Here is a 24,260-nt window from a genome sequence, read left to right as displayed (position 1 = left end):
GCTTAATTCTTTTTTAAGCCGTTCGCGCACAAATATAAGAATTCTCTGTGCAAGTCCTTATCGCCGTATTTGTCTTCGGTTCCCTGTTTTAGATCTTCGGCTGAATAGCCGCTGGAAATGCGCTGCAATAGCACCTGGCGTTCAGGCTCGTCGTAGTTGAAATGAATACGGAAGGTGCGGTACGCAAGCACCCCTGTATGAGTATTCGTATCAATCGTCAAACGGCGGCGTGAACTGTCAAAGACATCTTTTGCAAAATTCCCGCGTGAAAGTTGCACCTGCGCAAAGCTGAACAAGTCAAAGACGCTATGTTCGGCAATCCAGCGGTTTTGCGCGGCAAACTCTTCGGACATTTCGATAGCCCATACATCGCCCACCTGTTCTTCGACCCAGCCGGCCTTGGCATCGGGGAACGCATCTGCCATCGGAATGTAGGGTTTAATATCGAGCACGGGCGTCTCGTTCAGCAAATCCGCTTCGTCCACATACAACGTAAGGCCTTCGATTTTGAGCAGGCGTACGCAAGAAAGTCCAATCGGATTGGGGCGGTAAGGGCTGCGGCTCGCAAAAGTGCCTACGCGGTCTTTACCCTTGGGCGGTACCGGCGGGCGCGTCGTCGGGCGCCATCCCTCGTTCTCGTGAAACTGGAATATGACCCAAATGCGTTCAAAACCGTCCAGGTCACGGAGCGCCATCTCGAAGTTCTGCCCCGCATTCAGCTCGATGCGGCCCGGATGTCCAGCAAACAGACGCCCCTGTCTGGGAGCGTCGTACTTGTAAACAGCATCACCGTAGAATGTGCCTATCGGGGTCATTGATTACAGATTGTCTTCCGTTATTTTTCCATAGCGGATATAGTCAATCTTACCGGTAAAGAAACGTCTGTTATGGGAAGACTGTTTAAAGGAATCGTAGCCGATTCCCAACCTGTATTGGATATCGGAAATGTCTCCCTTGAATTCCGACGCCAGATGCAAGCTGCCATCGAGAGAAATATTCATCGAATAGAAAATCGTTCCGGAAAGTTCCGATTTAGTCGGGAAAATCTTCACGCGGATAACATGCCATTCGTCCATGGACACTTCATCAATTTTCTGAACAGACCAGTCATAAGACAACGACGCATCGCGATAATGGAAAGAAACATAAGACCCATCAAGGCGAATCTGCCAGCCATCCTTTTCACTTCCAGGAGGCTCAGCCACAAAGATATTGGCGATATCGCCGGGTGCAGTAGGCATAAAGCGGACTTCTGCGACAAAGCCCTTGCTCCTGAATTCTTCACTCAGCGGGACAAGCAAGCCGTTCGTGCCGTCAAGAACTAGGCTACCGCATTCCGCTGCAACCGCAGGAACATCATCGGCAATATAGGCGTGGTTCGTTCCAAGATAATCGCGTCCTAAATCTGTCGGCACATTGAATTCATAGGCAACCGTGTAACCTTCCAAGGAAGCGGTCTCTCCGCCATCATCGCAGACCAAATCTTCTGCATTCATGGCGACGACTTTTTCCTTTTTATACGTGATACCGGCTACAAGGCCATTAGAATCATCAATGATTACGAATTCACTACTTGATGACGAATATTCCATTTCATATTCAATGCTAGAGGAACTTACCTCTGCCACAGAACTGGAACTTTCGAAATAGGTTTCGACATTGCCCCAATCCTTATAATTGATACAACTTTCTTTATACATTTTGACAAGTTGTGTATATTCACGTTCCGACATGGTTTCATCGAAATCGGCCGTGATTTTATTTCCTTTGCAACGAACATTCGTGTACGAGTAATTATTCTTTTCAAGGGCACACATGGAATCGACAACCGCCGAATTTTCGTATTCGGTTTCAACCGTCACCGTTCCATTGCTATATGAATAACGGGATGTACTAGGCAAACCCATAAAATTCATGTTCATCACGAAAGGATTTTCTGAAACGACCTCGCAATAATCCGACAATCCCGTCTGATAACCCTGCGCACTGGAGGAAGATTTCGATTCGCTAAACTGATTCGAATCTCCGGGATCGCTATTCGAATTTTCATCTTCGGGTTCGTCATATTCTTTGCACATCGACAAGAACGTGTTCAGAAGTTTTTTGTACTCGTTCTTCGTCAAGCGTGCGCCACTGTATGCGACAACGGACTTACCATTGCAATCTACTACACCATAATCATCGTCTTCCATATACGAAGAGCAAGCGAACTTGGCGATCGACTGGTCGTCGAATTCAACCTTTTCGACAAGTCTTTCATCTGAATATTCAAACGACGTCTTGGAATAAATACCGTCTTCAAGGGTTTCAAGCACCAGAGGGTCCGAAGACACGACCTTGCAGTAATCTTGGCCTTTTTTTGAGCTCGGGCTCGAAGAACTATCGCCACAAGCAACCAAACCCAATGAGCAAACAATCGCAGCACCGGCGGCAGAAATCAGTTTTTTCATAATATTCCTTATTCTCCAGTTATTGTGGTAAATATACTCTTTTAATTTTTCTAAATTTGCTCGCGATGAAAGACAAGGCTCAAAAACTGATTGAAAAGTACGAGGAACTGGAATCGGAACTCGGGAACCCGGATGTTCTTTCTGACCAGGCTCGTTACAACAAGATTCACAAGCAGTACAAGGGTATCGAAAAGGCTGTTTTGAAGGCCAAGGAATACCTGCAACTGGTAAACGACCTCGCCGAATACAAGGCGGCACTCGGAGACCCGGATCCCGAGATGGTCGCGATGGCAAAATCCGAAATTTCGGAAATCGAGAAGAAGCTGCCAGGCGTGACCGACGAGCTCCAGATTCTGATGGTGCCGAAGGACCCGTGGGACTACCGCAACGCGACACTCGAAATCCGCGGCGGTACCGGCGGTGACGAATCGGCGCTCTTTGCGGGCGACTTGTTCCGCATGTACCAAGGCTACTGCAGCCGCATGGGCTGGAAGATGACCATTCAGGATGCAAGCGAAGGCACCGTGGGCGGTTACAAGGAAATTCGAGTGTTTATCGAAGGCGATAGCGTGTACGGCACACTCAAGTTCGAAAGCGGCGTGCACCGCGTGCAGCGCGTGCCCGAAACCGAAACGCAGGGCCGCGTGCATACCTCTGCCGCAACGGTCGCCATTCTCCCGGAAGCCGAAGAAGTCGACGTGGAAATCCGCGAGGCAGACATCCACATGGACACCTACCGTTCTTCGGGTGCGGGCGGCCAGTACATCAACAAGACGGACTCCGCCGTGCGACTCACCCACATCCCGACGGGCGTGGTGGTGAGCTGCCAGACCGAACGTAGCCAGCTGCAGAACCGCTTGCATGCCATGGAAATGCTGCGTTCCAAGATTTTGGACGCGGTCATCGCGAAGAAGGAACAGGAAGAGGCGGCAAGCCGCAAGGCCCTCGTGGGTACGGGCGACCGCAGTGCGAAAATCCGCACTTACAACTTCCCGCAGAACCGCGTGACCGACCACCGTATCGGTCTTACTCTCTATAATTTGGACAAAGTCATCACTGGCGACCTGGATGAAATCATCAACGGGCTCCAGATGGCGAACGCCCAGGAAAAGCTCGGAAAGTTCAACGCTTAATGGAGACGCACGGTTAAGCCGGGCGTGACAAGAAAATGCCACAGATGACTGTACTTGAAATTCTGAACCGCACCAAGGTATTCTTCGAAAAGAAGGGAATTCCTGACGCGCGATTGGATGCCGAATACATCATCAGCCACGGACTTCAGATGAAGTCCCGCATGGACATTTACCTGAACTTTGAAAAGCCTCTGACGGAGGCCGAACTCGACGTACTCCGCCAGATGGTGGCTCGCCGCGCAAACCGCGAACCGCTGCAGCATATTATTGGCGACACCAGTTTTCGAGGATTCATCATCAAGTGCGACCCGCGGGCACTGATCCCGCGCCCAGAAACCGAATCCCTCGTGGATATGGCCAAAGAGGCGCTCAAGGGAATCGAAACTCCGTTCATTGTAGAAGTGGGCACGGGAACAGGGGCGATTTCTATCGCGTGCGCGAAAGAAATCGCCGAAGCGAAAGTGCTCGCCACGGACATTTCTGAAGACGCACTTTCGCTCGCCCGCGAAAATGCCGAAGCCAACAGCCTCGGCGCAAATGCCGAAGGTTCGAATCTGACTTTTGCTCAAGGCGACTTGCTGGACGCCGTTACCGCCGACGTAATTGCGAAGGCCGCAGGTAATGCCGATAAAAAAATTGATTGCCTGGTTGCAAACCTCCCCTACATTCCCGACGGCGAAAAAGGGAAGCTCCAGCCCGAAGTCGACAAATTCGACCCGGCACTCGCGCTCTACGGCGGCCCCGACGGCCTTACGCTCGTGCGCAAGCTCTTACAGCAGACCGAAGGCAAGCTAAGCGCAGGCGCCTCGATTCTCCTTGAAATCGGCTCGGAACAAGCCGAAGTCCTGAAGAACGAAGCCGCCAACTACCCGTGGCTCGAATTCGCAGGAATCCACAAGGACTACTGCGGAAATGTCAGGTTTGTAAGTTATAAGGCGAAATAAGCCTCTACAAGAGGAGATCCCGGGTCTATCGCCCAGGATGACAAAGATGACGTTACACCCCCACGGCACAGCCCAGTGCCGTAAGCACGTAGGTTTCGCTTTCGCCCATACGGTAAAACGGCAGCAGGGTTTCGTCATCAACTAAAGAATCATCGAATCCATTCAGCTGAAGCTGTTCGTCTATACGGCGTTTGAAGGACGAAAAGCCGGAATTCCAGAGCATCATAGGCTCACGGTCGGCTTTACAGGCGGATTTTCCAAGATCATATTCGCTATACATATTTACCTCTAATTCAAGAAAAACACACAAACTTACTAGTGCTTTTCTGTACAGCTAAATATAAAATTAAACCGATGTCAAATAATGACACCGGCAATTTTCTTTTTTTGAGAGCAGATTATTCAATCACGGTAGCGGTAACCTTGGCATGCCCGACTTTATCGAGGCCAAGCTTTTTGCCGGCGGCAGCGCTCAAATCGATAATGCGGTCGCGCACAAAGGGGCCGCGGTCATTGACGCGCACCTCGACAGAAGCTCCCGTGTCGTCGCGAACCACACGCAACTTGGTGCCAAAAGGCAAGGTCTTGTGGGCGCAGGTCATAGCGTTCTGATTGAAAATTTCACCGCTGGCAGTCTTCTTACCATCGAATCCAGGGCCGTAATAGCTCGCCTGGCCCTTCATGACCTTTCCGATTGGAGCAGTCTTTTTACCCTTTTGAGGAGTCTGTGAGTCTTCGGGGAACCTTTCGTAACCTTGACGGGAGGCAATTTTTGCATTTCCGTCGGCGCAGCTAGACAAAAGCACTGCCACAAACATCGCCAGCACAACAAAAATGATGCGCCTATTCAAAATCATACATGCTGTTGTACGTGTTTTCAAGGATTTCATCTTCCTGACTCTTGACTTCGGCCTGCTTTTCTTCGGGAGCCTTATTCAATTCTTCGTAATACTGCGCAGACAGCTTGTTCACATGCGTTTCGCTGCTCTTGACGCGCTTGCGGAGGCGTTCCAGATCCTGGTCGGTAATCGTGAGGCGCGTGTTCATCTTTTTCGCAGCTTCCTTGCCCCAAGGCGTCTGGCCATACTTGTCGCGAAGGAGCTTGTAAGTGAGCAAGGTGCTATCGATACGTTCCGGATTCATCTGGAAGTAAATCGCCTTCATGTAAAGCGCCTGGATACCGGCCTGCGTTTCGGGGAACTCCTGATACAGACTGTCAAAACGCACGAATGCGCGGGCATACGCCGAGTCCACCATGTCCATTTTATCCAAAGGCATTTCGGTGGCAATCGTCCAAAGGCTTTCGGCTTCCATGTACTTTTCTTTCGCCAAATCTTCGCGGGTCTTTAAAGTCACGCGCATACCCAAGTTCACCTGGGCCTGCTTTGCATATTCCGTTTCCGGGTACTTCTCGATAATCTGCTTGTAGATTTCTTCGGCAGAATCGGGATCATGCATGTATTCGTCGTAAACGAACGCCTTGGCATAAAGGGCCCGCAAGGACTTCGCGCTGTCGCCCGATTCAATCACGGCATCCAGGCGGGTCATGGCACTGTCGACTTCGTCCAGCTTGAACAGGAACAGTTCTGCAATCAGGAATTCCGACTTGAAGAAGTTGTCTACGTTCGGAATCGAATCTTTACGTTCCTTGTCGTTCTGGTTGCGCATGGCTATCAAGCGCTTAAGAGCGTCGCGACGTTCGCGAGCTTCTTGGCCCCACTTGCTGATCGTGCGAGAAATAAAGCTACTGTCGTAATAGACAACGGCCTTGTCGTAGTCAATCGTCTTGTGCTGTTCGTAGTCGCCCAGGCAGAAATAGCTGCGAGATGCAAATTCGGAACGCGGGTATTCCGTGTTCACCTTCTGCAAGATGATAATCGCATCGGGATAACGTCCGCCCAACATGGTCAGTTCGCCAATGCGAACCAGGTATTCCGGCTGTTTGGACTCGTATTCGGGATTCTTGTAAAGTTCCTTGTATTCGTCGGCCGCCTGCAGGTATTCCTTGCGGTAGGCAAGGCATTCTGCCGCCTGCTCCCCCGCCGTCTGCTGTTCGCGCGGGTTCAGTTCCTTGATTTCCTTGGCGGTATAATGTTCTCGAGCCTTGTCCCAGTTTTCTTTCTTGTAGTACAGGCCAGCCAGTCTAAAGTGCGCCTTGCCACGCATAAAGGGCGTACCGGCCGAATCGGCCAACACCGCTTCCAAGGAGGCAATGGCCTGGTCCGGGAATTCGGCCTGCTCATCCAAAAGCGAAAGAAGATTCAGTCCCTGGAAATAATAAGGGTGATCCTTGGAAGCAATCACCGGTTCCAGGGCAAAACGGCTAATGTTGTATTCGTGGTTACGGTAAAGGCAATAGGCACGCTGGTATTCCACCGCCTTCATGGAATCGTGGTCGGCAAAATAGCGTTCGAATTCGTCGTACTTGGTAATGGCCTTGCCCCATTCATGCTTATGGCGGAAAGCTTCACCAATCAGGAACACGGCCTCGGCGGTACGTTTCTTGTTCTTGGGGAATCGCTCCAGCACACGGGAGCCCTTTTCGATAATCTTATCGTATTTTTGGCGCTCTTCAGAGCCGGGCAGGGAATTTTCGCTATCCGGAATACTGTCGAGTCGGGCGGCACGCATTTCGGCAGCCTGCTCATCCAGGCGTTCCGCATTGAACATGTGGTTCAGGTAGGCACAGCAAGTACACCCCTCGAACACAAGGGCAACAATAGCTAATGCCAGAAAACGGAACATCATAGTGTAAAGATACAAAAATGCGGGATAAAAAAAATGTGAGATGTGAGATGTGCGATGAGTGATGTAAAATTAATCATTACACATTCCACATCACTCATTAACGTTCTTCGCTAGAATTCATTCAGATACTTGGTGTAATCGCAGAGCTTGAGGCCCGGCGGGAGCGCGGACTTGTCAAAGCGGACCATGCGGACTTCGGCCGGTTTACCCACCACGCGGGCAAGCATTTCAAAGTTGTCCTGCGTTTCCCACACGGCGGCATCGATAATCAGGCCATCGCCACAATCGGTTTCGCCCGTGCTGTTGCCAATGCCGGAGATTCTGGAATTCTGCTTCAGGAGTCTCGTGTAGATTTCGGGCGCGATTCCGAAATGGTTCGAGCTCGAAGAAGAATCGTAAACGACCACGTGAACTTCGCGGAAATGATTCAGGGAATCAAAGACGACCGTGTAGGTGTGCATGTAAGGAGCAACAAAGAACGATTCCTGCCACACGTTCTTTGCCACGGGCCTAAAGTTCCCGATAGAATACTTCTTGAAGAATTCCTTGGGAGTCGCACCGTAGCGCACCACATAATGGCCAAGCATCGTCGAGAAATCATGAACGGCAGACGGGGCCATCGTTTCGCGCAGACTATCGACAGCGCGGTTCAAGTTCGCAGTCAAGCCGTCGTTCTTGTTAATGGGAGCCGGCCTCGTAATATTCGATTCTTGAATGCGCTGCTGGATGTCAGGGTATTCTGGATCGACCTTTTGGATATCCTGGAACTGCTTGCGGGCCAAATCGAACTGGCGACCTTTCAAGTACGCACGGCCAAGAGCTTCCTTGAGCGGCAGGTTTTCGGGATACTTGTCAACCATGGGTTCCAAGATATCGAGCGCCGTCTGGGCACGGTCTTGCGGAGAAAGCACCACGCCGTTACCCGGACCCGGAGGAGACTTTTCGCCCAAAGTAGAGACCGCTTCGCGTGCCGGAGCGTAATCGGGCATGAAGGCCAGAATGCGCTGGTAAATCTTTTCGGCGGCATCGAAATGGCCCTGGTATTCGTCCATGTAACCCTGCAACAGCAAAAGCTTCACGTTGACCGGGTACTGCGAAAGGGCGTATTCCACAACGGCAGCGCAACTGTCCAGCTGACCGCTACGGTGGTAAAGTTCGGCAAGATTTTCGTAGGCGGCAGGCACATCGCCACCCGAAAGGCTCACCACCGTCTTGAATTCGTTGGCGGCCTGCAAGAAACGTCCGTTATCCATCAGGAGCTTGCCGTACCAAAGGCGAGTCTGGTACAAGGCGGGCGCACGTTCAGAGGCCACGCGGGCAAGTTCCAGGGCGGCAGAGGCATTGCCGGACTGGTAAATTTTACGGCTTTCTACATAGGTCGCCACGCCGGAACCCGGCAAGCGGGCCTGCAGTTTTCCTATCAAAAGGGAAAGGCGGTCCTGCTGATTTTCCGTTAGCGCACCCATTTCAAACAAAGTATTAATCTGTCCGAGGAGCGCCGGCAAAAGATCAGGGTAAAGGACAATCACGCCGTCGTAAATGTCGTAGGCAGCCTGGTAAGAGCCCGAACGGGCAAGCTCCGTCGCACGGCGAAGTTCCGTCTGTACCTGCACCGGGACCTTGGCCACATCGGCGGTCAAATCCGGCGTATCACCGCGAGCAACCGTCGATCCGGCAGGAAGGCCATACGGAATCCCGCCTACCGAAATTTTACTGGGGCCATATACATCATAAATACGAAAGCCCGCAAAAGTAAGCAGGGCTCCGCAACAAAGGGTCAAAAACAAGTATGCAGCCCTGCGGGCTGCCGAAGACGAATACGCCATTACTTTTCCAAGAAATCAGCCAGTTTTTCTTTATGTTCCTTGCTTTTCTGTAACCGACGCAAGGTTTTATTCTTGATCTGGCGCACGCGCTCGCGGCTCAGTTTCAAATCTTCACCGATATCCTTGAGCGTCGTATCTTCAACCGTATCAAGACCATAGAACATGCGAAGGATTTCTTCTTCGCGCTGCGGCAGGGCGGACAAGGTTTCCTGGATGAGTTTCTTGCGTTCATCCTTTTCCATGTCTTCGTCCTGGTTACCGTCGGATCCCAAGACATCCATAAGCGTACTGACCGTGTCACCGCTACCGCCGACATTGTTGCTGTCGCCAATGGGGGCATCCAGCGAAATGTCCACGATTTTTTCCATGACCTCGACGATGTCCTTTTCGAACGGCGCGAATTCGTCCATAGCTATGGTACGATCGTAGTCACCGTCGTTCTGCATCAAGGCCCGTTTAAAGCGGTTCACCAAAGCAAGCTTGTTGGGCGGAATTCGGACCGCGCCCACCTGTTCAAACAGGGCTTTCTGGATAGACTGGCGAATCCACCAAACCGCGTAAGAAATAAACTTGACATCCTTTCCCATATCAAAGCGTTTTGCCGCCTTGAACAACCCGATATTTCCTTCGTTAATCAAATCAAGCAGGGAAAGTCCACGCCCCTGGTACTTTCTTGCGACACTCACCACAAAACGGAGGTTACCCCGAATCAGGCGCTGCAAGGCCGACTTGCGAATTTCTTCCGCCTGGTCGCTCTTGATAATCGCAAGAAGAGCCTCTTCTTCCTGAGGACTCAGGGTCGGAAACCTGTTGAGGTCCCTAAAATAAAGCGCTTCGTTTGCATCACTCATAGAAATACATACCTTCAATTCTTCATAGGAAATTTCCTTGAAGACTATCCAAATATGTCTTTTTACTTTGTTTTCGTCAAGTTATATAACTTTTCGTAAGGGTAAATTCCCGAATTGTGACCGTCGCTAAAGGTAAGGCCTGCGGCGTAGCGGCCAATCGACTGCACTTTGACAAGCGAAATATCTTGTGGTACCGTCGATTCATCCAAGAGTTTTTCGCCAGTATGTTCATCGACACACAATGCACAAGGACAAGCCAAGCGGAGAGTGCGGATATCGCATGCACCACGGCTACCGTCGTTCCATTCGAACCCCAGCTTTCCTTCGGCAGTTCTAAAAACTTTCTTCGGTTGAATCATTAGACAGCCTCCACCGGAAGTTGTTCGAAATCGTAGTTAAAATTCTTGAGCACACCATTACCTTCGGATGCAAACATCGAAAGCGTGCGGACGGTCGCATCGGCGGCCTGCATGAAGGCCTTGGCCGATTCAGAGTTCGGGTAACGGAGCACGGCCGGCGTACCTTCGTCACCGCAGCCCGCGACTGCAGGTTCAAGCGGAACCTTTGCAATCAGGGGGACTCCCCACTTTTGGGCGATGCGTTCACCACCGCCTTCGCGGAAGATATGATGGTGCTTGCCGCATTCATCACAAATAAAGTAGCTCATGTTCTCGACGACGCCCACCACCGGAACGCCCACGGAATCGAACATGGCAAGCCCCTTGCGGCAGTCGGCAAGAGCCACCTCTTGCGGTGTCGTCACCACGACGGCACCGGCCATCGGGCAATTTTGCGTAAGGGTCAGCTGAATGTCGCCCGTTCCAGGAGGAAAGTCTACCAGCAGGTAGTCGAGCTTGCCCCAACGCACATGATGGATAAAATGCTGAATCATCTGCGATACCATCGGGCCACGCCAGATGGTCGCCTTGTCGCTATCGGCGAACATGCACATGCTGACAATACTAATGCCGCCCTTTGCTTCGACAGGCGCAATGGTATTGTCGTCAAAGACTTCGGGAGCCTTGTCGATGCCGAACATGAGTCCCATACTCGGGCCGTAAATGTCGGCATCCAAGATTCCCACGCGGGCACCCGAGAGGCTGAGGGCCATGGCGAGGTTTGCCGTTACGGTGGACTTGCCCACACCACCCTTGCCGCTTGCAACCGCCACCACATGAGCGACATCGCCGATGTACGAAACTTTCGGAGCCTGCGCAGCCGTATTGGAGCTTTCTACGCGGCCTTGCGCCGTAAACGTCACGTTCACTTCGCTTGCGCCAAGCGACTTGACAATCGTAATGCACTGGTCCTTGAACTTGTCGCGAATCGGGCATGCCGGCGTCGTAAGCCTAAGATCAAAGCTCACCTTGTCGCCATCGATCTTTAGATTCTGGACAAAGTTCAGTTCAACGATATTCTTGTGCAGATCAGGGTCTTGGACCGCCTGCAGAGCCGTCATAATAGTTTGTTCATTAAGCTGCATAATTAAGACTTCTCCATCGAGAATTTAGGCATGCGGAGCAGATGCGTCATGCAAGGCGGCCATTCTTCTTCATAATGGCTAACCATAATGATTGTCGTTTCTTTCGAAAGCAACTGCAACAAGTTAAAAATCTTTTCGCGGTACTCTCCCTTGAGGCCCTGCGTAGGTTCGTCGAGCAGCAGCACCTTGGGCGGACGAATGGCGGCACGAGCCATGAGCACCACGCGCTTGTCGATGGGCGACAGGTCACGGTAGCGGGCATTCACGTCTTCAAAGCCCAGATAGTTGAGCCATTCCTTTGCCTTTGCGCGTTCTTCCCAAGTGGTATTGTCGGCCTTGCAAAGGTTTGCGGTAAAGCCCGTGCACAAGACTTCTTGCAAGTTCAAGTCTTCGCGGTACTGGAGTGCGAGTTCCGGCGAGAAGAATCCGAGTTTCGCCTTATGGTCCCAAATGTTCAAGCCATGCCCCGGATGTTCACCGAGGAGCGTAATGTCGTTGTTGTAAATCTGCGGATGGTCGGCTGTAAGCATCCCCAAAAGCGTACTCTTGCCGGCACCATTTTCGCCCATGACCGCCCAATGTTCGCCCTTGCGAACCGTCCAGTTCAGGTTCTTGAGCACGGTCGTGTCGCCGAATTGGACGTTGACGTTTTTCAAATCGAAGAGGATTTCAGAAGAGGTTTGAGCAATGGGGTCGCTCGCAAGCTCGCTTTGAGGTTTGAGCGAAACAATCTCGTAGTCCTTCAGCTCGGCCTTTGTGTACTTGGGCTTCGCTGCAGCACTCGGGAGTTCGCCTGCGTACTGCGTGAACGTCTTGTTCGCATACACGAACGCGGGAATCTCGGGGAGCAGTTCGTCTTCGCGGGCGAGGCGCACGGCGACTTTCAGGCCAGGGCGCTTACAAAGTTCCACAACAGAGCCCGCCAAATGCGCACGGTACTCCGGGTCAAGCCCGCCAAACAAATCATTGAAGTAAACCCACTCGGGCTTTTCCATCCACATGCGCGCAAGCAACACGCGGCGCAGTTCACCGTTCGAAAGGCTCAACAACTTGCGGTCCAAAACTTCGTCGGACAAGTCGGCAATCTTTAACGCTTCTTCCAGCTTGTCGGGGTCGGTCTCCGGCCATGCCATATCGTCGATATAGCGGTCCGTCTGCAAAAAGAATTTCTTTTTCAGGAGCAGGTGACGCACCAACGGAGCTTCTTCGTCGTGCAGGCTAATAAAACGCTGCTGGAAAAACGGCGCGAGCGCATGCTGGATTTTACGTTGCATTGCCTCCGACATGGTGGAGACATTTTCTTGCTGATTCAAAAAATGGGTAATGACCCTGTCAAGATCTTCGCCCTCGGTGCTAAAAATCTGCACCTGCGGGAACATTTCGATCAGGGCTTCAAAACGTTTGAATTCCATGCGCCCAAATTTAGAAAATGGCAAACTTTGCGCAATAGAATTAAAAGGAAAGTTAATCCTTCACGCAGCGAACATTTCTATAGGTACTCCGCAAAACAGAGCCAAAGACAATACTATCCACATATGACAAGGCTTGAGCAAGAACTACATAAGCCGGAAGACCGCCACCTGTCCAAGCAGCAGAGTCCATTGACGCCGTTAAAAAAACAGCCATATAACCATACTCTTCGCCCAACTCGTAGGTGGGAATCAGATTAAAACCACACTCATTCAAGCCATTACCATTATCTCCGGGATTTAATGGTTTCCATTCCGTATCATTCTTTAAACGCAAACCGGCTACTTCTATACCACCCATATTATTCGCTAGAGTAACCCATTCTTCTCGCGAAGGTAAATGCCAACCAATGGGACATTCTACACTATCAACTTCATATAATCGTCCAAAGTTTTCACACAAGCTCTCTTTGTCAAAGCACTCACTGCTTTTGCTTAAAAAATTTAGGTTCTCTGCCATCCACACTTGATTACCAATTGTCGTATACTTGTATTCACGACCATCGCGACTATCCGTAAACACCCCCCGTTTGTCTTCAGGACATACACGAGCGGCATCCCATTCTTCATCCGCATCAGTAGTACAAGACATTAAGAACAAAGAAAGAAACAGTATTGCAAACGGCAAACATTTAAGCATTGGTTCACTCACTAAAATTCAAAAAGTTTATCTGGGAATTTTTTTGAACTGCGCAAAGCAAGTACTTCCGTAACCACTTTGGTATCCACACCATTGGCTTTCACAGAGACTGTCATTGTTTTGAGGTTATTTTCGGCGTCATAAGTAAATTCCGTCAAAACAAATTTGTCCACACCATCGAATTCAATTTTTTCAATACGCTTTTTCTTGGAATCATAATACAATACACCTTTAGCACCACTTATCTTATACAGATTTTCAGAGACAAACACGGGTTCCTGCCAATTACCACGCTCCAGCGGATTAAAGCGTGTATACTTATCTGCATCTAACGGATCCCCATTATATGGCAAAACCTGAATTTTATTGGTTTTCAAATCAATAACTTTCATTCGCGAGCCATTTATGACGCTTCGCTGACTCATAAGAGACGATTGTATTTCGGTATAAATCTTCGATGAACCTTTTTTGACCATATAAACAGAAATAGTCTGTTTTCCGGCAGAAGAATACACCATCGTTCGAAGACTCATTTCAACGGAATCTTGAGCAATGGAAAAAACCTTTAAATCTGCACGAACCTGTTCCAAAGAAAGTGCAAACGAAGAAATAGAAAAGAAGAAAATTGATAATAAAATTTTTTTCATACAATCAATCCTTAATACAACGAATAGATATTTTTGTACCTATTGATTGAATACTAATACTTTCTCCAAAAATTACTGAATAAGCAGCTCCAGTATTTAACATCGTACTTGTCGTAAAATATGTTGCTCGGAAAACATCACTTAATCCTCCACTATAATCATAATATCCCGTATACAGCGCAGAAAAGCCACAAGCATCAATCGGTCCCCCATCTTTTTTTTGGTACTCAATTGCTATTGAATCCATCGCAAGGATCGCCTCTTCCTTAAGAAGCCGATTTACTACGCCGTCCACAGATTCAGCCAGTATTTCCCATTCCACCTTGGTCGGAACATGCCAACCTTTCGGACATACTGAATCCACGATATCACGATCTAGAAAACCACGATCTTTTGCATCTTTTATTAGCGTATAGAACCTTCCATATTTTTCACAAAATTCATCAGCAATACATTCATTGGTTTCGCAAGTGGAATGAAGGCGCTCTGCAATTTTTGCAAGTCGCGTGGTATCTGTTTTACAAACTTGCACTGTATCATTCAACCCAAAACCTCTCGGCACACAGAATTCCTTGCCATAACAAGTGCTATAAGGATTTGGCAGTTCATACTTCAAATTCTCGGCCATCCACACCTGCTTACCAATTGTCGTATACTTGTATTCACGGCCATCGCGTTCATCAACAAAGGTTCCTCGGTTCGGGATGCCATAAGCGTTCATACCTGTTTCAGGACAAACATCCGCGGCACTCCACTCCGGCTCGTCTTCAGCACAGGATAAAAGGAATAACGAAATTAAAAGAACTACATATTTTGAATATTTAATCATTTTTTGTCCTTTACGTACAATTTAATTAAAAACACCTCTCCGCGAAACGGAAAGGTGCTTTGGATGTGTTATATAGGAAATTTTAAAGTATGCTGATCTTTAGAATTTGCTGAAGAAATCCCAAGTGGCCTGCGGAACCCAGGACTTTTGCTGGCCGGGATCCTTGTGATCCCAGATGTGGCCGCCGTTCTGCGTACACCAGCGAACCGGGAAACGTTCTTCAACCGTGGTATAGTCGTAGCAGACGTGCGGACCGCTGCCGCCATATTCCTGAGCCTTTTCATTCTTGGCCTTGCCGCCTTCGGAGTTGAGCGTCAAGATGATATCGCGAGCGGCGCGACCCATCTGCGGAGTGCAAAGGTTGTCCTGCAGGCCGAGCACACCCATCCAACCCACGCCCTTATTCTGACGCTGCGGGAGCCAGATGTTACGTTCGGCGGTTTCATACACGGCTACAGCGCGGAGCACATCCTGGTGGTTCCAAGAGAGACCGTTGCTGAACATGGAGCCGTAGCTAAAGCCTGTAGAGAATACGCGGCTAGAGTCAATGCAAAGGTTGCTCTGCAAATCGGCCAAAAGTTCATCGAAGAGCAGGTAGTCATCCTGACCCCACGGGGCCTGGTTTCCGTTACCTTCAGGAGCGACAAAGATTGCCGTCTTCTGGGTATCAAGCGGTTTCAAACCATAGTAGCCTTCTTGCTGCACACCACCGGCCCAGCCGCCCATGCAGTGCATGCCGAATATGAGCTTGTACGGTTTCTTGTTGTCGTAATTGTCAGGAATGTCGATACGGATGGTGCGCTTGCCCTTGCTCCACTGGAATTCGTAGCTGCCGGACTTGACGCGATTCCAGGTCTTGCCGCAACCACGGGTGGGAACCGGATCATTCTTTAAGCCCCAACCGTAGGCGTACTGCGGTTCGGCCTTCGGCTTTTTCACCGTAAGAGCAAGGTTTGTATCTAACTTATTTAAAATCACCGAAAGAGTATCGAAACCATCGGCAATCACCTTGAGGGTTTCGTTCGTCGTCAGCCTTGCAAGAGCAGCCTTTTGGCCGTTAGCGAAAGAGGCCCCGTAATTGCCATTAGAAGTAAAGCGGATGCTGCGTTGTGCACTTCCGATTTTCACGTTCGCATAGTAGGCGCCCTGAGCCTTGACGCAAGCTTGCAAATCGAGGCTGCCCGAACCATAAAGGGTTTCGCTCATCAGACGATTACCCATCATGTCGAAGATCTGGACCTGTACGGGTTCACTGGAACGTTGAGAGAAAGAAAGAACGCCGTTATTGACGCTGATATAGCCCGGAAGCACGCGTCCCATCACAGACATTCCTTCTTCGTGGAATTTAAATTCACCCTTGTCATCGGTCTTGGTAGAAAGGCCATTTTTGACAAGTAAAACAGATGCACCGCTTACCGCGCCGCCCTGTTCGTCACTCACTTTGCCCGTAAGCGTAAAGGCACTAGCCGATACAGCCATTGCGCAAGCGAGAGCCAGAGATTCCCAAACACTCTTTTTCATAGTAGCTCCTTATATTGCTTTTATGGAAAATAAATTCAAAAGGGAGCCATTGTTCACGCCGAAAGGCAATTGGTTTGGACAAAATATCCATAAGCAGGTTTAAGAGATTTTACAAGGCCGCCGTTTTACAGCAATTTTAAGCGAATCAGAGCAAAGAAAAGGCCGGAATATACTATTTTATTACGCAAATAACATCTAGTTTGGAGAAAATATGAAAAAGCTTTGGACGCTCATTGCAAGCACCATGTTGGTTGCTTCCGTCGCATTTGCTCAGGACGACTTTGATCCTGAATATACCGATCAGGCCGAAGAACAGGTCGCTGAACAAGCAGAAGAACAAGCTGAAGAGCAACCCGCCGAACAGGAACAGGTTGCTGAACCTGTAGAAGAAAAGGCTAACGTAGCAGAAGAACCTGCTCCGGCACCCGCTCCGGCTCCGCAGTACCAGGCTAGCGCTCAAGAGCCCGCACAAGAAAACGTCCAGAATGACGAATACGCTCCGGCAAACGCCAACAACACGCCTTTCTTTGGCTTCGGTCTGAAGTTCGCCTTCAATTATGGCAGAATGTTCGGCTTCAAGGAAGACCTCGACAACGACAGCGACATCGACGGAACCCCGTCGGGTATCGGTTTTGACGGCGGTCTCATGTTCCGCATCCAGATGATTCCGAACCTGTACTTCACTCCTGAAGTCAACATCGCCCACATTACCACCGAACACGAATTCATGCACCACAAGCGCAAGTACGTTTCTACGGACTTGGAACTCCCCTTGCTGATGCGCGGCGTCATTGCCAATAGATTCTACGTGACCGGCGGCGCCCAGTTCAACTTCACCTTGAGCAGCAAGGCTAAAATCGACGCCGTTGAAAACGCCACGTTGGACATCACGGTTGCTAGCAACGAAAAGGTCGAACAGGCTACATTCGGATTCGGCATTGTGGCCGGTGCAGGCGTCAACATTGTTGCAGGTCTCTTCTTCGACTTCCGCTTCTACATGGGCATCACGGAACTCTACCCCGACGTGAAGACCCTGGACGACCTGGAATTCGCTACGGGCGACTACTCCCTGATAGACATGTCTGGCGCAAGAATGATGAAGATCAAGGTCGGCCTCAGCTACTGGATTATCTAATTGAAACTCCTTTCGAACCTGACTTTCAAGGAATGTGCCCCTGTAGTGACTGCAGAGGCCATGCGCTTCTTGGATGGAGACACCAAGAGGAGCCGCGTTTCTAGCGCCGGATTTCCGCCGTTTTGGGAACCCCAAACCGAAATCGATGCAGAAATCTTAGATGAGTTTGCGACCGCCATCGATGCCGGTTACGGCCTAATGAAATTGGCGGGGCAAAAACTCTTTGAAAAAACGATTGCCATGCTCGGCGAAAGCCCCGAAGGCAAATCGGTCGCCGTATTTGTCGGCGGCGGAAACAACGGCGGCGACGGCCTCGTTCTTTCCAAATTGCTGATTGAAGCAGGTATTCCCTGTACAGTCTATTCGCTCGCCAAGGCCGAAACCTTCAAGAACGAAGCGGCCATGGCATACCAGGATTTCACGGAAAGCGGCGGAAAGCTCATTGTCATTAATGACCTCCCCGTACACGAACCGAAATTCGCACTTGCCGTGGACTGCATGCTCGGCAACGGAGCCTCGGGCGAACTGCGCCCGGCATTTGCGCGAGTCGTGATCAACTTGAACGAATGGAACATTCCGATTCTTGCAGCAGACGCACCCACCGGTTTTGATTCTTCGGAACACCGCTGCGGCGAAAACTGCATTCAGGCTACCGAAACGCTTGTCTTCGGACTCCCCCGCTTGGACGCCTACACCAACGAAGGCGCTCGCGTTTTCGGCAAGACGACGGTCGAGCCGCTAGACTACCCTGACAACTTGATCGACAAAGTCTTGTCAGGCGTTTTCCTTGCAACCGAAAGCATGATTCCGGCACTGCTCCCCGACCGCGATGAATTTGGCGACAAGCGCAGCCAAGGTACCGCCATGGTGATTGCAGGTTCCGGCAATATGACCGGGGCAGCCGCCCTTTGTACCAAGGCATGCCTTAGAAGCGGTGCAGGACTTGTCACGACCGCGACGCCGAAGGCTTTGCTCCCGGCTTTGCAATCCAAGCTTGACGAGCCCGTATTCTACGGTATCGGAAATGCGACGACAGACAAGCTTTCGATTATGCACTTGATGCAGTTGCAGGATATCGCGATGCATCAGAATGCAATCGCCATCGGTCCCGGACTTGGAACCGACACCGAAACGCAAGACGCAGTCCGCATGTTCCTGACCGGACTCACGATTCCCGTGGTTGTTGATGCCGACGCCATTAACGCCTGTGGTTCTGCATTCTTCTGCATGGAAGGCGGCCCTGCGAATGCGATTATCACGCCGCACAAGCGCGAATGGGAACGCAACTTCGGTCCGCTTCCGGCAAATGAAAGTTTCTATCCGGAATACTTGCAGCAGTTTGCAACGCAGTTCAAGATTACCTTCGTTCTCAAGAGTTGCCCCACTTACGTGGCCATTCCCGACGGACGCGTGTACGTGATTCCGGCCCGCAATTCAGGCCTTGCCAAAGGCGGCGCAGGCGATGTGCTCACCGGCATTATCACCGCGCTCCTTGCCCAAGGTTTGCCCACCGCAGAAGCAGCAGTTCTCGGCGTGCTCTTGCACCAGAAAGCCGGCCGCTTGACCCGCGAAAAAATGGGAGCATTTGGAATGCTCCCGACTGATGTCATTGAAATGTTGCCCGCAGCATTTGGCTGCTAGGGGTACTAATGTCATGCCGCACTTGATGCGGCATCTCCTTTTCTACTAAAGTAGTTCAGAAACCAGTTTGTCCAGCGCAGCTTCGGATTCGGCGCTGAGCGTCGATTTTACCGTCACTACCGTTTCGGCAAGCGTCACGTTCTTGAGCGTGGTGAGGATTTCCGTCATCTTCTTCGCGGCCATCGGGGCCCACGTGCCATTTTCGACAACGCCAACCTTGCGGTTGGAATAGTTCTTCGCCTTCAAGTGGTTGAGGAAATCTTCCATGACCGGGAAAAGCCCGGCGTCGTACGTGGGGGCTGCCACTACCATGCGATCGTAACGGAAGGCGTCTTCGATGACTTCGGCCATGTCGCTGCGGGCAAGGTCAGAGACAACCACCTTCTCGACACCGGCGACCTTGAGCTTTTCGCCGAGCAATTCCGCGGCCTTCTTGGTTCCGCCGTAGATCGAGGCATACGCCACAAGCACACCCTTGTCTTCGGGAGCGTAGCTGCTCCAGGTGTTGTACTTGTCGATGTAGTAGCCGAGGTTTTCGGTGAGCACCGGGCCATGCAACGGGCAAATCGTCTTGATATCGAGCGCGGCAGCCTTCTTGAGAACCGCCTGCACCTGGTTGCCATACTTGCCCACGATGTTGAAGTAGTAACGGCGGGCTTCGCAGGCCCAGTCATCCGGGTCAGCATCGTACACGCCGAACTTGCCGAACGCATCGGCCGCGAACAGTACCTTTTCGCTCTGTTCGTAGCTGAACAGCACTTCGGGCCAGTGCACCATCGGAGCACCGATAAACTGCAAGGTGTGCGCACCGAGCGAAAGCGTATCGCCTTCCTTCACGGTCTGCTTCTTGACCGATTCGGGGAGCGCCATGAACTGCGGCAACAGCGCGAAAGCCTTTGCGGACGCCACAAGCGTCGCCTCCGGGTACTTCGCCACGAAATCGGCGATACCGCCGGCGTGGTCCGGCTCCAGATGGTGAATCACCAGGTAGTCCGGCTTGCGACCAGCGAGAGCGTCTTCCAAGTTTGCAAGCCACTCGCCCACCTTGTGGGCATCGACCGTGTCGGTCACGGCAATTTTTTCGTCCACAATCACATACGAATTGTACGCCATGCCCTCGGGCACCACGTACTGGCCTTCGAACAAATCGATGTCGCGATCATCGACACCGATGTACTTGATGTTATTGCTAAAGTTCTTCATAGAGACTCCTAATATTTTCGCAGAGAATTTAAAAAATTCTTTGATGGCAAACCTTAATCTTCCAAGAAATACTGCACGTTCGTCACGACGCGGACTTTCTTGATGTACGGCGTATTTTCGTCGCGGTCTTCGATAGAGAACACGCCCTGCGTTGCCGTCTTGATTTTGCCAAGCTTGCTGTCGGAATCCTTCGCAAACTTTTCGGCGGCAGTGCGTGCGTTCTTGGTTGCCTCGTCAATCATGGCAGGCTTGATTTCGTTGAGACCATTAAAACTATAGACGGTGCGGTACTGGTAATCGCTGCCGCTAAAGGCGATTCCGTTTTTCAGGAGTTCGCCCTGCTTTTCCATGGTCTTGCGGACAAGGGCCACATCGTTTGTCGCAACAGTTGCAACCACGGTTGCCACGTAGCGATAATTATGTTTGCCGCCACTGTACAGTTCGCCATCGGCATCGACAATGGCCGGGGTCGAGTAAGTAATATTTTCTTTTTTAACGCCGTTTTCGAGCAGGAACTTTTCAAGTATCTGCGACTTGGACTGTAGCGTTGCAGAAAGTTCGGCAAGATCGTTGCCCACTTCTTTGTAGACAATCGGCCAAATCACGAAATCAGCCGGTACTTCGCGTTCGGCAAGGCCGCGCACGAACACCACGCGGTCGCGGTCTTTGACATCGATTTGCGCGCGATAGAAAAAAGCCCCCAGGCACAAAATGGCAAGCGCCAAAATGACAGTCTCTTTAACTCTTGATTGCATATTCAACTCCTTTTTTACATAAATCCAATATACAAATTTTCTACATTCAAAGCATGCCTGAAAAGACTCTACTTTTGCTTGACTCCTACGCGCTTGCGTTCCGCATGTTTTACGCCTATTCGCAGAACCCGCTGAAAAACAGCCAGGGCGAAGAGGTTTCGATGATGCACGGTTACTGGGGTGCGGTGCTCCGCATTTTGGCCCAGCACAAGCCGACGCATTTTGCGATTGCACGCGATGTCGCACACACCAAAACTTTCAGGCACGAACTTTACCCTGACTACAAGGCCAATCGCGGCCCCATGCCCGAAGAGATGGCAGCGCAGATGCCGCTATTGGGCGAAAGTCTTGAAGCGAGCGGAATTCCACTCTTGTCGGAGCCGGGCTACGAAGCGGACGACGTGATGGCGAGTACCGCCATGGCCGCCGTGGAAGCGGGCTTTGACCACGTGGTCATTCTGAGTAAAGACAAGGACATGTCGCAGATTGTAAGCGACAAGATTCATCTTTTCCACCTGACGAAGGGTGCCGACGGTATTGACTTTGGCCCAGAACAGGTGCTCGAAAAATACGGGATTCCGCCGGAGAAAATCCGCGACTACTTGGCTCTCATGGGTGACGCAAGCGATAACGTTCCTGGCGTCCCGAAGGTGGGCCCGAAAACCGCCATCCAGTTGCTGAACGATTACGGCGACATGGACAACCTATATGCAAACCTCGACAAGATTACCAAGAAGGGTTTGCACGACAATTTGGCGAACAACCGCGAAAAGGCATTCCTCAGCCGCGAACTGGTGACGCTCCAGACCAAGCGCGCCTTTAGCGGAAACTTGGACGCCCTCGAATACAACGGCCTGCATGTGGATACCTTGGCGCAGATGTTCAAGGATCACGAAATCAACAGCCTGTTGCGCCTGCTTGAGAAAGTTCCGAGCAAGTCGGGATTCGTGCGAGAAGGTTCTGATGGCGTGGAAGGCGTCGATAATTCAACGGACGCAGAAGTGGAACGCGCAGATTTTGCAGTCGATGTTCCGCCGCCGTACATTTGCGTCGATACCGACGAAATCTTTGAGCAGATGAAGGCGGAATTTGCGGCATCGTCGCTTATTGGCGTGGATACCGAAACCGATGGGCTCGACCCGATGCAGTGCAACCTGGTAGGACTTTGCCTAGCCGCAGCTGACAACGACGGCAAAGTAAACAAGGGTTACTACATTCCGCTCGGTCATTCCGATGAAATCGGATTCCCGCTGCCGACAGGCCCCAAAGGCAATTACGACTTGAACAAGGTCAAGGAATGGTTCTGCGAATTTTTCGCCGACAATGCACCTGTCGCCGAAAATGATGGCGCCGAGGGCGCGGCTTCAAAACGAGCATTCATTTTCCATAACGCAAAATTTGACTTGCACGTTCTCGCACGCGCCTTCAAGATTCCGCAATCCGTTATCGACAACGCGAATCTCATCGATACGCTGATTGCCGCGTGGATGCTTTCGCCGGGGCAATCGGGCCTCGGGCTCGACAACCAAGTGATGCAGCGTCTACAGCACGAGATGATTCCCATCGAGAACCTCATTGGACGCGGCAAGAACCAGATTACATTTAACCGCACGCCCATCAAGGAAGCCACGGAATACGGCGCCGAAGATGCAGTCTACACGCTCCGCCTTTGGAAACCGCTCAAGCAGGAACTCGAAAAGCTCGACTATGTGAAGTATTTCTTCGAGCAGGAAATGCCCTTGCTGAAGGTACTGTACCAAATGGAATCCGTGGGAGTGGCGATTGATGTTCCGGCCCTCAAGACGCTGGAGCAGGAACTGGGCCGCCGCATCGAGAATCTGGAAAAGGAAATCTGCGATATGGCGGGCGTCGAGTTCAACATCGGAAGTCCAAAGCAGCTGGGCGACGTGCTTTTCGATACGCTCGGGCTTCCCGAAATCAAGAAGCGCAGCACCGACGCCGTCGTTCTCGAAGAACTCAGCTACAAGGCGCCGCACCCGATTGTTTTTGCCGTCATCGAGTACCGCGAACTCAAGAAGATGCAGAGCACCTACATCTCGGTGCTCCCCACGCTGGTGAATCCGGATACCAAGCGCATTCACACGAGCTTTATCCAGTGGGGTACCGCGACGGGCCGCCTTTCGAGCCGCGATCCGAACCTGCAGAACATTCCTGTGCGTAGCGACTTGGGTAAAAAGATTCGCGCCGCATTCGTGCCACAGAGCAAGGATAACGTGATTCTTGCAGTGGACTACTCGCAGATTGAACTCAGAATGCTCGCCCACTTGAGCGGAGACGAAGCGCTCATCGAAAGCTACAAGGAAGGCATCGATATTCACGCCCGCACCGCTGCCGCGATTTACGGAGTTGACCTAGACGCCGTCACGAGTGACATGAGACGCGACGCCAAGGTGGTGAATTTCGGCGTGCTCTACGGCATGACCGCCTTCCGCTTGAGCCGCGACCTGAAAATTCCGATGTCGCAGGCGAAGGACTTTATCACCGGCTACTTCGACATGTACCAGGGCGTGCAGCAATACATCGAAGACATCAAGGCGGCCGCCCACCGCGACGGCTACGTGGAAACGCTTTCGGGCCGCCGCCGTTATATTGCAGGCATCGACTCTAGCGACCGCATGGAATCGCAAATGGCCGAGCGCATGGCCGTGAATACTCCCGTCCAGGGCTCCGCCGCCGACCTCATCAAGATTGCGATGATCCGCATCCAGAAGCGAATCAACGAAGAAAACCTGCCGCTCCGCATGATGCTGCAAGTGCACGACGAACTCGTATTCGAATGCCCCCGCGACCAGGTAGAAGCGATGGCCCAGATGGTGAAATCCGAAATGGAAGGCGCCATGCAGCTCAAGGTTCCGCTCGTTGCAAGCGTCGGCTTCGGCGAAAACTGGCTCGTGGCACATTAACAGACCGCTCGTGCCCAGTCACACTAAGTACGTACCCGAAGCACTCGTCAAAAAAAAAAGA

The 24,260-nt window shown here is 51.3% G+C and carries 21 protein-coding genes; 5 read left to right on the top strand and 16 right to left on the bottom strand.

Annotated features, from left to right (window positions below):
* Nucleotides 1-2: 2 nt before the first annotated feature.
* Nucleotides 3-815, bottom strand: a complete 813-nt coding sequence (gene tsaA, locus BUC02_RS07390; RefSeq protein WP_073320796.1) for a tRNA (N6-threonylcarbamoyladenosine(37)-N6)-methyltransferase TrmO — start codon at nucleotides 813-815, stop codon at nucleotides 3-5.
* Nucleotides 816-818: 3 nt separating this feature from the next.
* The gene (locus BUC02_RS07385) at nucleotides 819-2,450 is read right to left on the bottom strand and encodes a hypothetical protein (RefSeq protein WP_073320794.1); all 1,632 of its coding nucleotides are present in this window, start codon (nucleotides 2,448-2,450) and stop codon (nucleotides 819-821) included.
* 65 nt (nucleotides 2,451-2,515) lie between these two features.
* Here BUC02_RS07385 and prfA point away from each other — a divergent pair, with 65 nt between their 5' ends.
* Entirely contained in the window at nucleotides 2,516-3,583 is a 1,068-nt protein-coding gene (gene prfA / locus BUC02_RS07380) for a peptide chain release factor 1 (RefSeq protein WP_073320791.1), read from the top strand.
* A gap of 35 nt (nucleotides 3,584-3,618) precedes the next feature.
* Nucleotides 3,619-4,527, top strand: a complete 909-nt coding sequence (gene prmC / locus BUC02_RS07375; RefSeq protein WP_083564473.1) for a peptide chain release factor N(5)-glutamine methyltransferase — start codon at nucleotides 3,619-3,621, stop codon at nucleotides 4,525-4,527.
* A 52-nt stretch (nucleotides 4,528-4,579) separates the two neighbouring features.
* Here the strand turns inward: prmC and BUC02_RS15855 are convergent, their stop codons facing one another.
* The 12 genes from BUC02_RS15855 to BUC02_RS07320 all read right to left on the bottom strand — a co-directional run bounded on the left by BUC02_RS15855 (nucleotide 4,580) and on the right by BUC02_RS07320 (nucleotide 16,541).
* Nucleotides 4,580-4,807 carry a hypothetical protein gene (locus BUC02_RS15855; protein WP_139261061.1) on the bottom strand — a complete coding sequence of 76 codons (228 nt, stop codon included), beginning with the start codon at nucleotides 4,805-4,807 and terminating at the stop codon, nucleotides 4,580-4,582.
* Between the two features lie 118 nt (nucleotides 4,808-4,925).
* A complete protein-coding gene (locus BUC02_RS07370) occupies nucleotides 4,926-5,384 on the bottom strand; it encodes a septal ring lytic transglycosylase RlpA family protein (protein ID WP_175549817.1) in 459 nt (152 codons plus the stop codon).
* The gene (locus BUC02_RS07365; RefSeq protein WP_254794145.1) at nucleotides 5,371-7,275 is read right to left on the bottom strand and encodes a tetratricopeptide repeat protein; all 1,905 of its coding nucleotides are present in this window, start codon (nucleotides 7,273-7,275) and stop codon (nucleotides 5,371-5,373) included. The genes BUC02_RS07370 and BUC02_RS07365 overlap by 14 nt, the downstream gene beginning before the upstream one ends.
* A gap of 110 nt (nucleotides 7,276-7,385) precedes the next feature.
* On the bottom strand, nucleotides 7,386-9,101 hold the full coding sequence (locus BUC02_RS07360; RefSeq protein WP_073320785.1) for a tetratricopeptide repeat protein: 1,716 nt from the start codon (nucleotides 9,099-9,101) through the stop codon (nucleotides 7,386-7,388).
* Nucleotides 9,101-9,952 carry a sigma-70 family RNA polymerase sigma factor gene (locus BUC02_RS07355; protein WP_073320782.1) on the bottom strand — a complete coding sequence of 284 codons (852 nt, stop codon included), beginning with the start codon at nucleotides 9,950-9,952 and terminating at the stop codon, nucleotides 9,101-9,103. The genes BUC02_RS07360 and BUC02_RS07355 overlap by 1 nt, the downstream gene beginning before the upstream one ends.
* 62 nt (nucleotides 9,953-10,014) lie before the next feature.
* Entirely contained in the window at nucleotides 10,015-10,311 is a 297-nt protein-coding gene (locus BUC02_RS07350; protein ID WP_073320779.1) for a DUF971 domain-containing protein, read from the bottom strand.
* A complete protein-coding gene (locus tag BUC02_RS07345) occupies nucleotides 10,311-11,435 on the bottom strand; it encodes an Mrp/NBP35 family ATP-binding protein (protein WP_073320776.1) in 1,125 nt (374 codons plus the stop codon). The genes BUC02_RS07350 and BUC02_RS07345 overlap by 1 nt, the downstream gene beginning before the upstream one ends.
* A gap of 2 nt (nucleotides 11,436-11,437) precedes the next feature.
* Entirely contained in the window at nucleotides 11,438-12,847 is a 1,410-nt protein-coding gene (locus tag BUC02_RS07340; RefSeq protein ID WP_073320773.1) for an ATP-binding cassette domain-containing protein, read from the bottom strand.
* A 52-nt stretch (nucleotides 12,848-12,899) separates the two neighbouring features.
* Nucleotides 12,900-13,556, bottom strand: coding sequence for an FISUMP domain-containing protein (locus BUC02_RS07335; protein ID WP_073320770.1), 657 nt, complete (start codon nucleotides 13,554-13,556; stop codon nucleotides 12,900-12,902).
* Complete coding sequence (locus BUC02_RS07330) at nucleotides 13,556-14,191, bottom strand: hypothetical protein (RefSeq protein ID WP_073320768.1); 636 nt, start codon at nucleotides 14,189-14,191, stop codon at nucleotides 13,556-13,558. The genes BUC02_RS07335 and BUC02_RS07330 overlap by 1 nt, the downstream gene beginning before the upstream one ends.
* A gap of 4 nt (nucleotides 14,192-14,195) precedes the next feature.
* Nucleotides 14,196-15,020, bottom strand: a complete 825-nt coding sequence (locus BUC02_RS07325; protein ID WP_073320765.1) for an FISUMP domain-containing protein — start codon at nucleotides 15,018-15,020, stop codon at nucleotides 14,196-14,198.
* A gap of 99 nt (nucleotides 15,021-15,119) precedes the next feature.
* On the bottom strand, nucleotides 15,120-16,541 hold the full coding sequence (locus BUC02_RS07320; RefSeq protein WP_073320762.1) for an esterase: 1,422 nt from the start codon (nucleotides 16,539-16,541) through the stop codon (nucleotides 15,120-15,122).
* A 211-nt stretch (nucleotides 16,542-16,752) separates the two neighbouring features.
* Between BUC02_RS07320 and BUC02_RS07315 the strand changes: the two genes are divergently transcribed.
* Both BUC02_RS07315 and BUC02_RS07310 read left to right on the top strand, forming a co-directional pair.
* Complete coding sequence (locus BUC02_RS07315) at nucleotides 16,753-17,676, top strand: porin family protein (RefSeq protein WP_073320759.1); 924 nt, start codon at nucleotides 16,753-16,755, stop codon at nucleotides 17,674-17,676.
* Complete coding sequence (locus BUC02_RS07310) at nucleotides 17,677-19,317, top strand: NAD(P)H-hydrate dehydratase (protein ID WP_139261060.1); 1,641 nt, start codon at nucleotides 17,677-17,679, stop codon at nucleotides 19,315-19,317. It begins immediately after the preceding gene.
* Between the two features lie 45 nt (nucleotides 19,318-19,362).
* Here BUC02_RS07310 and BUC02_RS07305 read toward each other — a convergent pair whose 3' ends face one another.
* Nucleotides 19,363-20,520 (bottom strand): FprA family A-type flavoprotein, encoded by a 1,158-nt coding sequence (locus tag BUC02_RS07305; protein WP_073320755.1) that lies wholly within the window; start codon nucleotides 20,518-20,520, stop codon nucleotides 19,363-19,365.
* 53 nt (nucleotides 20,521-20,573) lie between these two features.
* Nucleotides 20,574-21,275: an SIMPL domain-containing protein gene (locus BUC02_RS07300; RefSeq protein WP_073320753.1), complete on the bottom strand. Its 702-nt coding sequence runs from the start codon at nucleotides 21,273-21,275 to the stop codon at nucleotides 20,574-20,576.
* 53 nt (nucleotides 21,276-21,328) lie between these two features.
* Here BUC02_RS07300 and polA point away from each other — a divergent pair, with 53 nt between their 5' ends.
* A complete protein-coding gene (polA, locus tag BUC02_RS07295) occupies nucleotides 21,329-24,199 on the top strand; it encodes a DNA polymerase I (protein ID WP_073320750.1) in 2,871 nt (956 codons plus the stop codon).
* Nucleotides 24,200-24,260 lie beyond the last annotated feature (61 nt).

It is taken from the genome of Fibrobacter sp. UWOV1, from assembly GCF_900142495.1.
Classification (GTDB): Bacteria; Fibrobacterota; Fibrobacteria; order Fibrobacterales; family Fibrobacteraceae; genus Fibrobacter.
The sequence above is the reverse complement of the archived record's forward strand: the minus strand, read 5'-3'. Positions and strand labels throughout refer to the sequence as shown.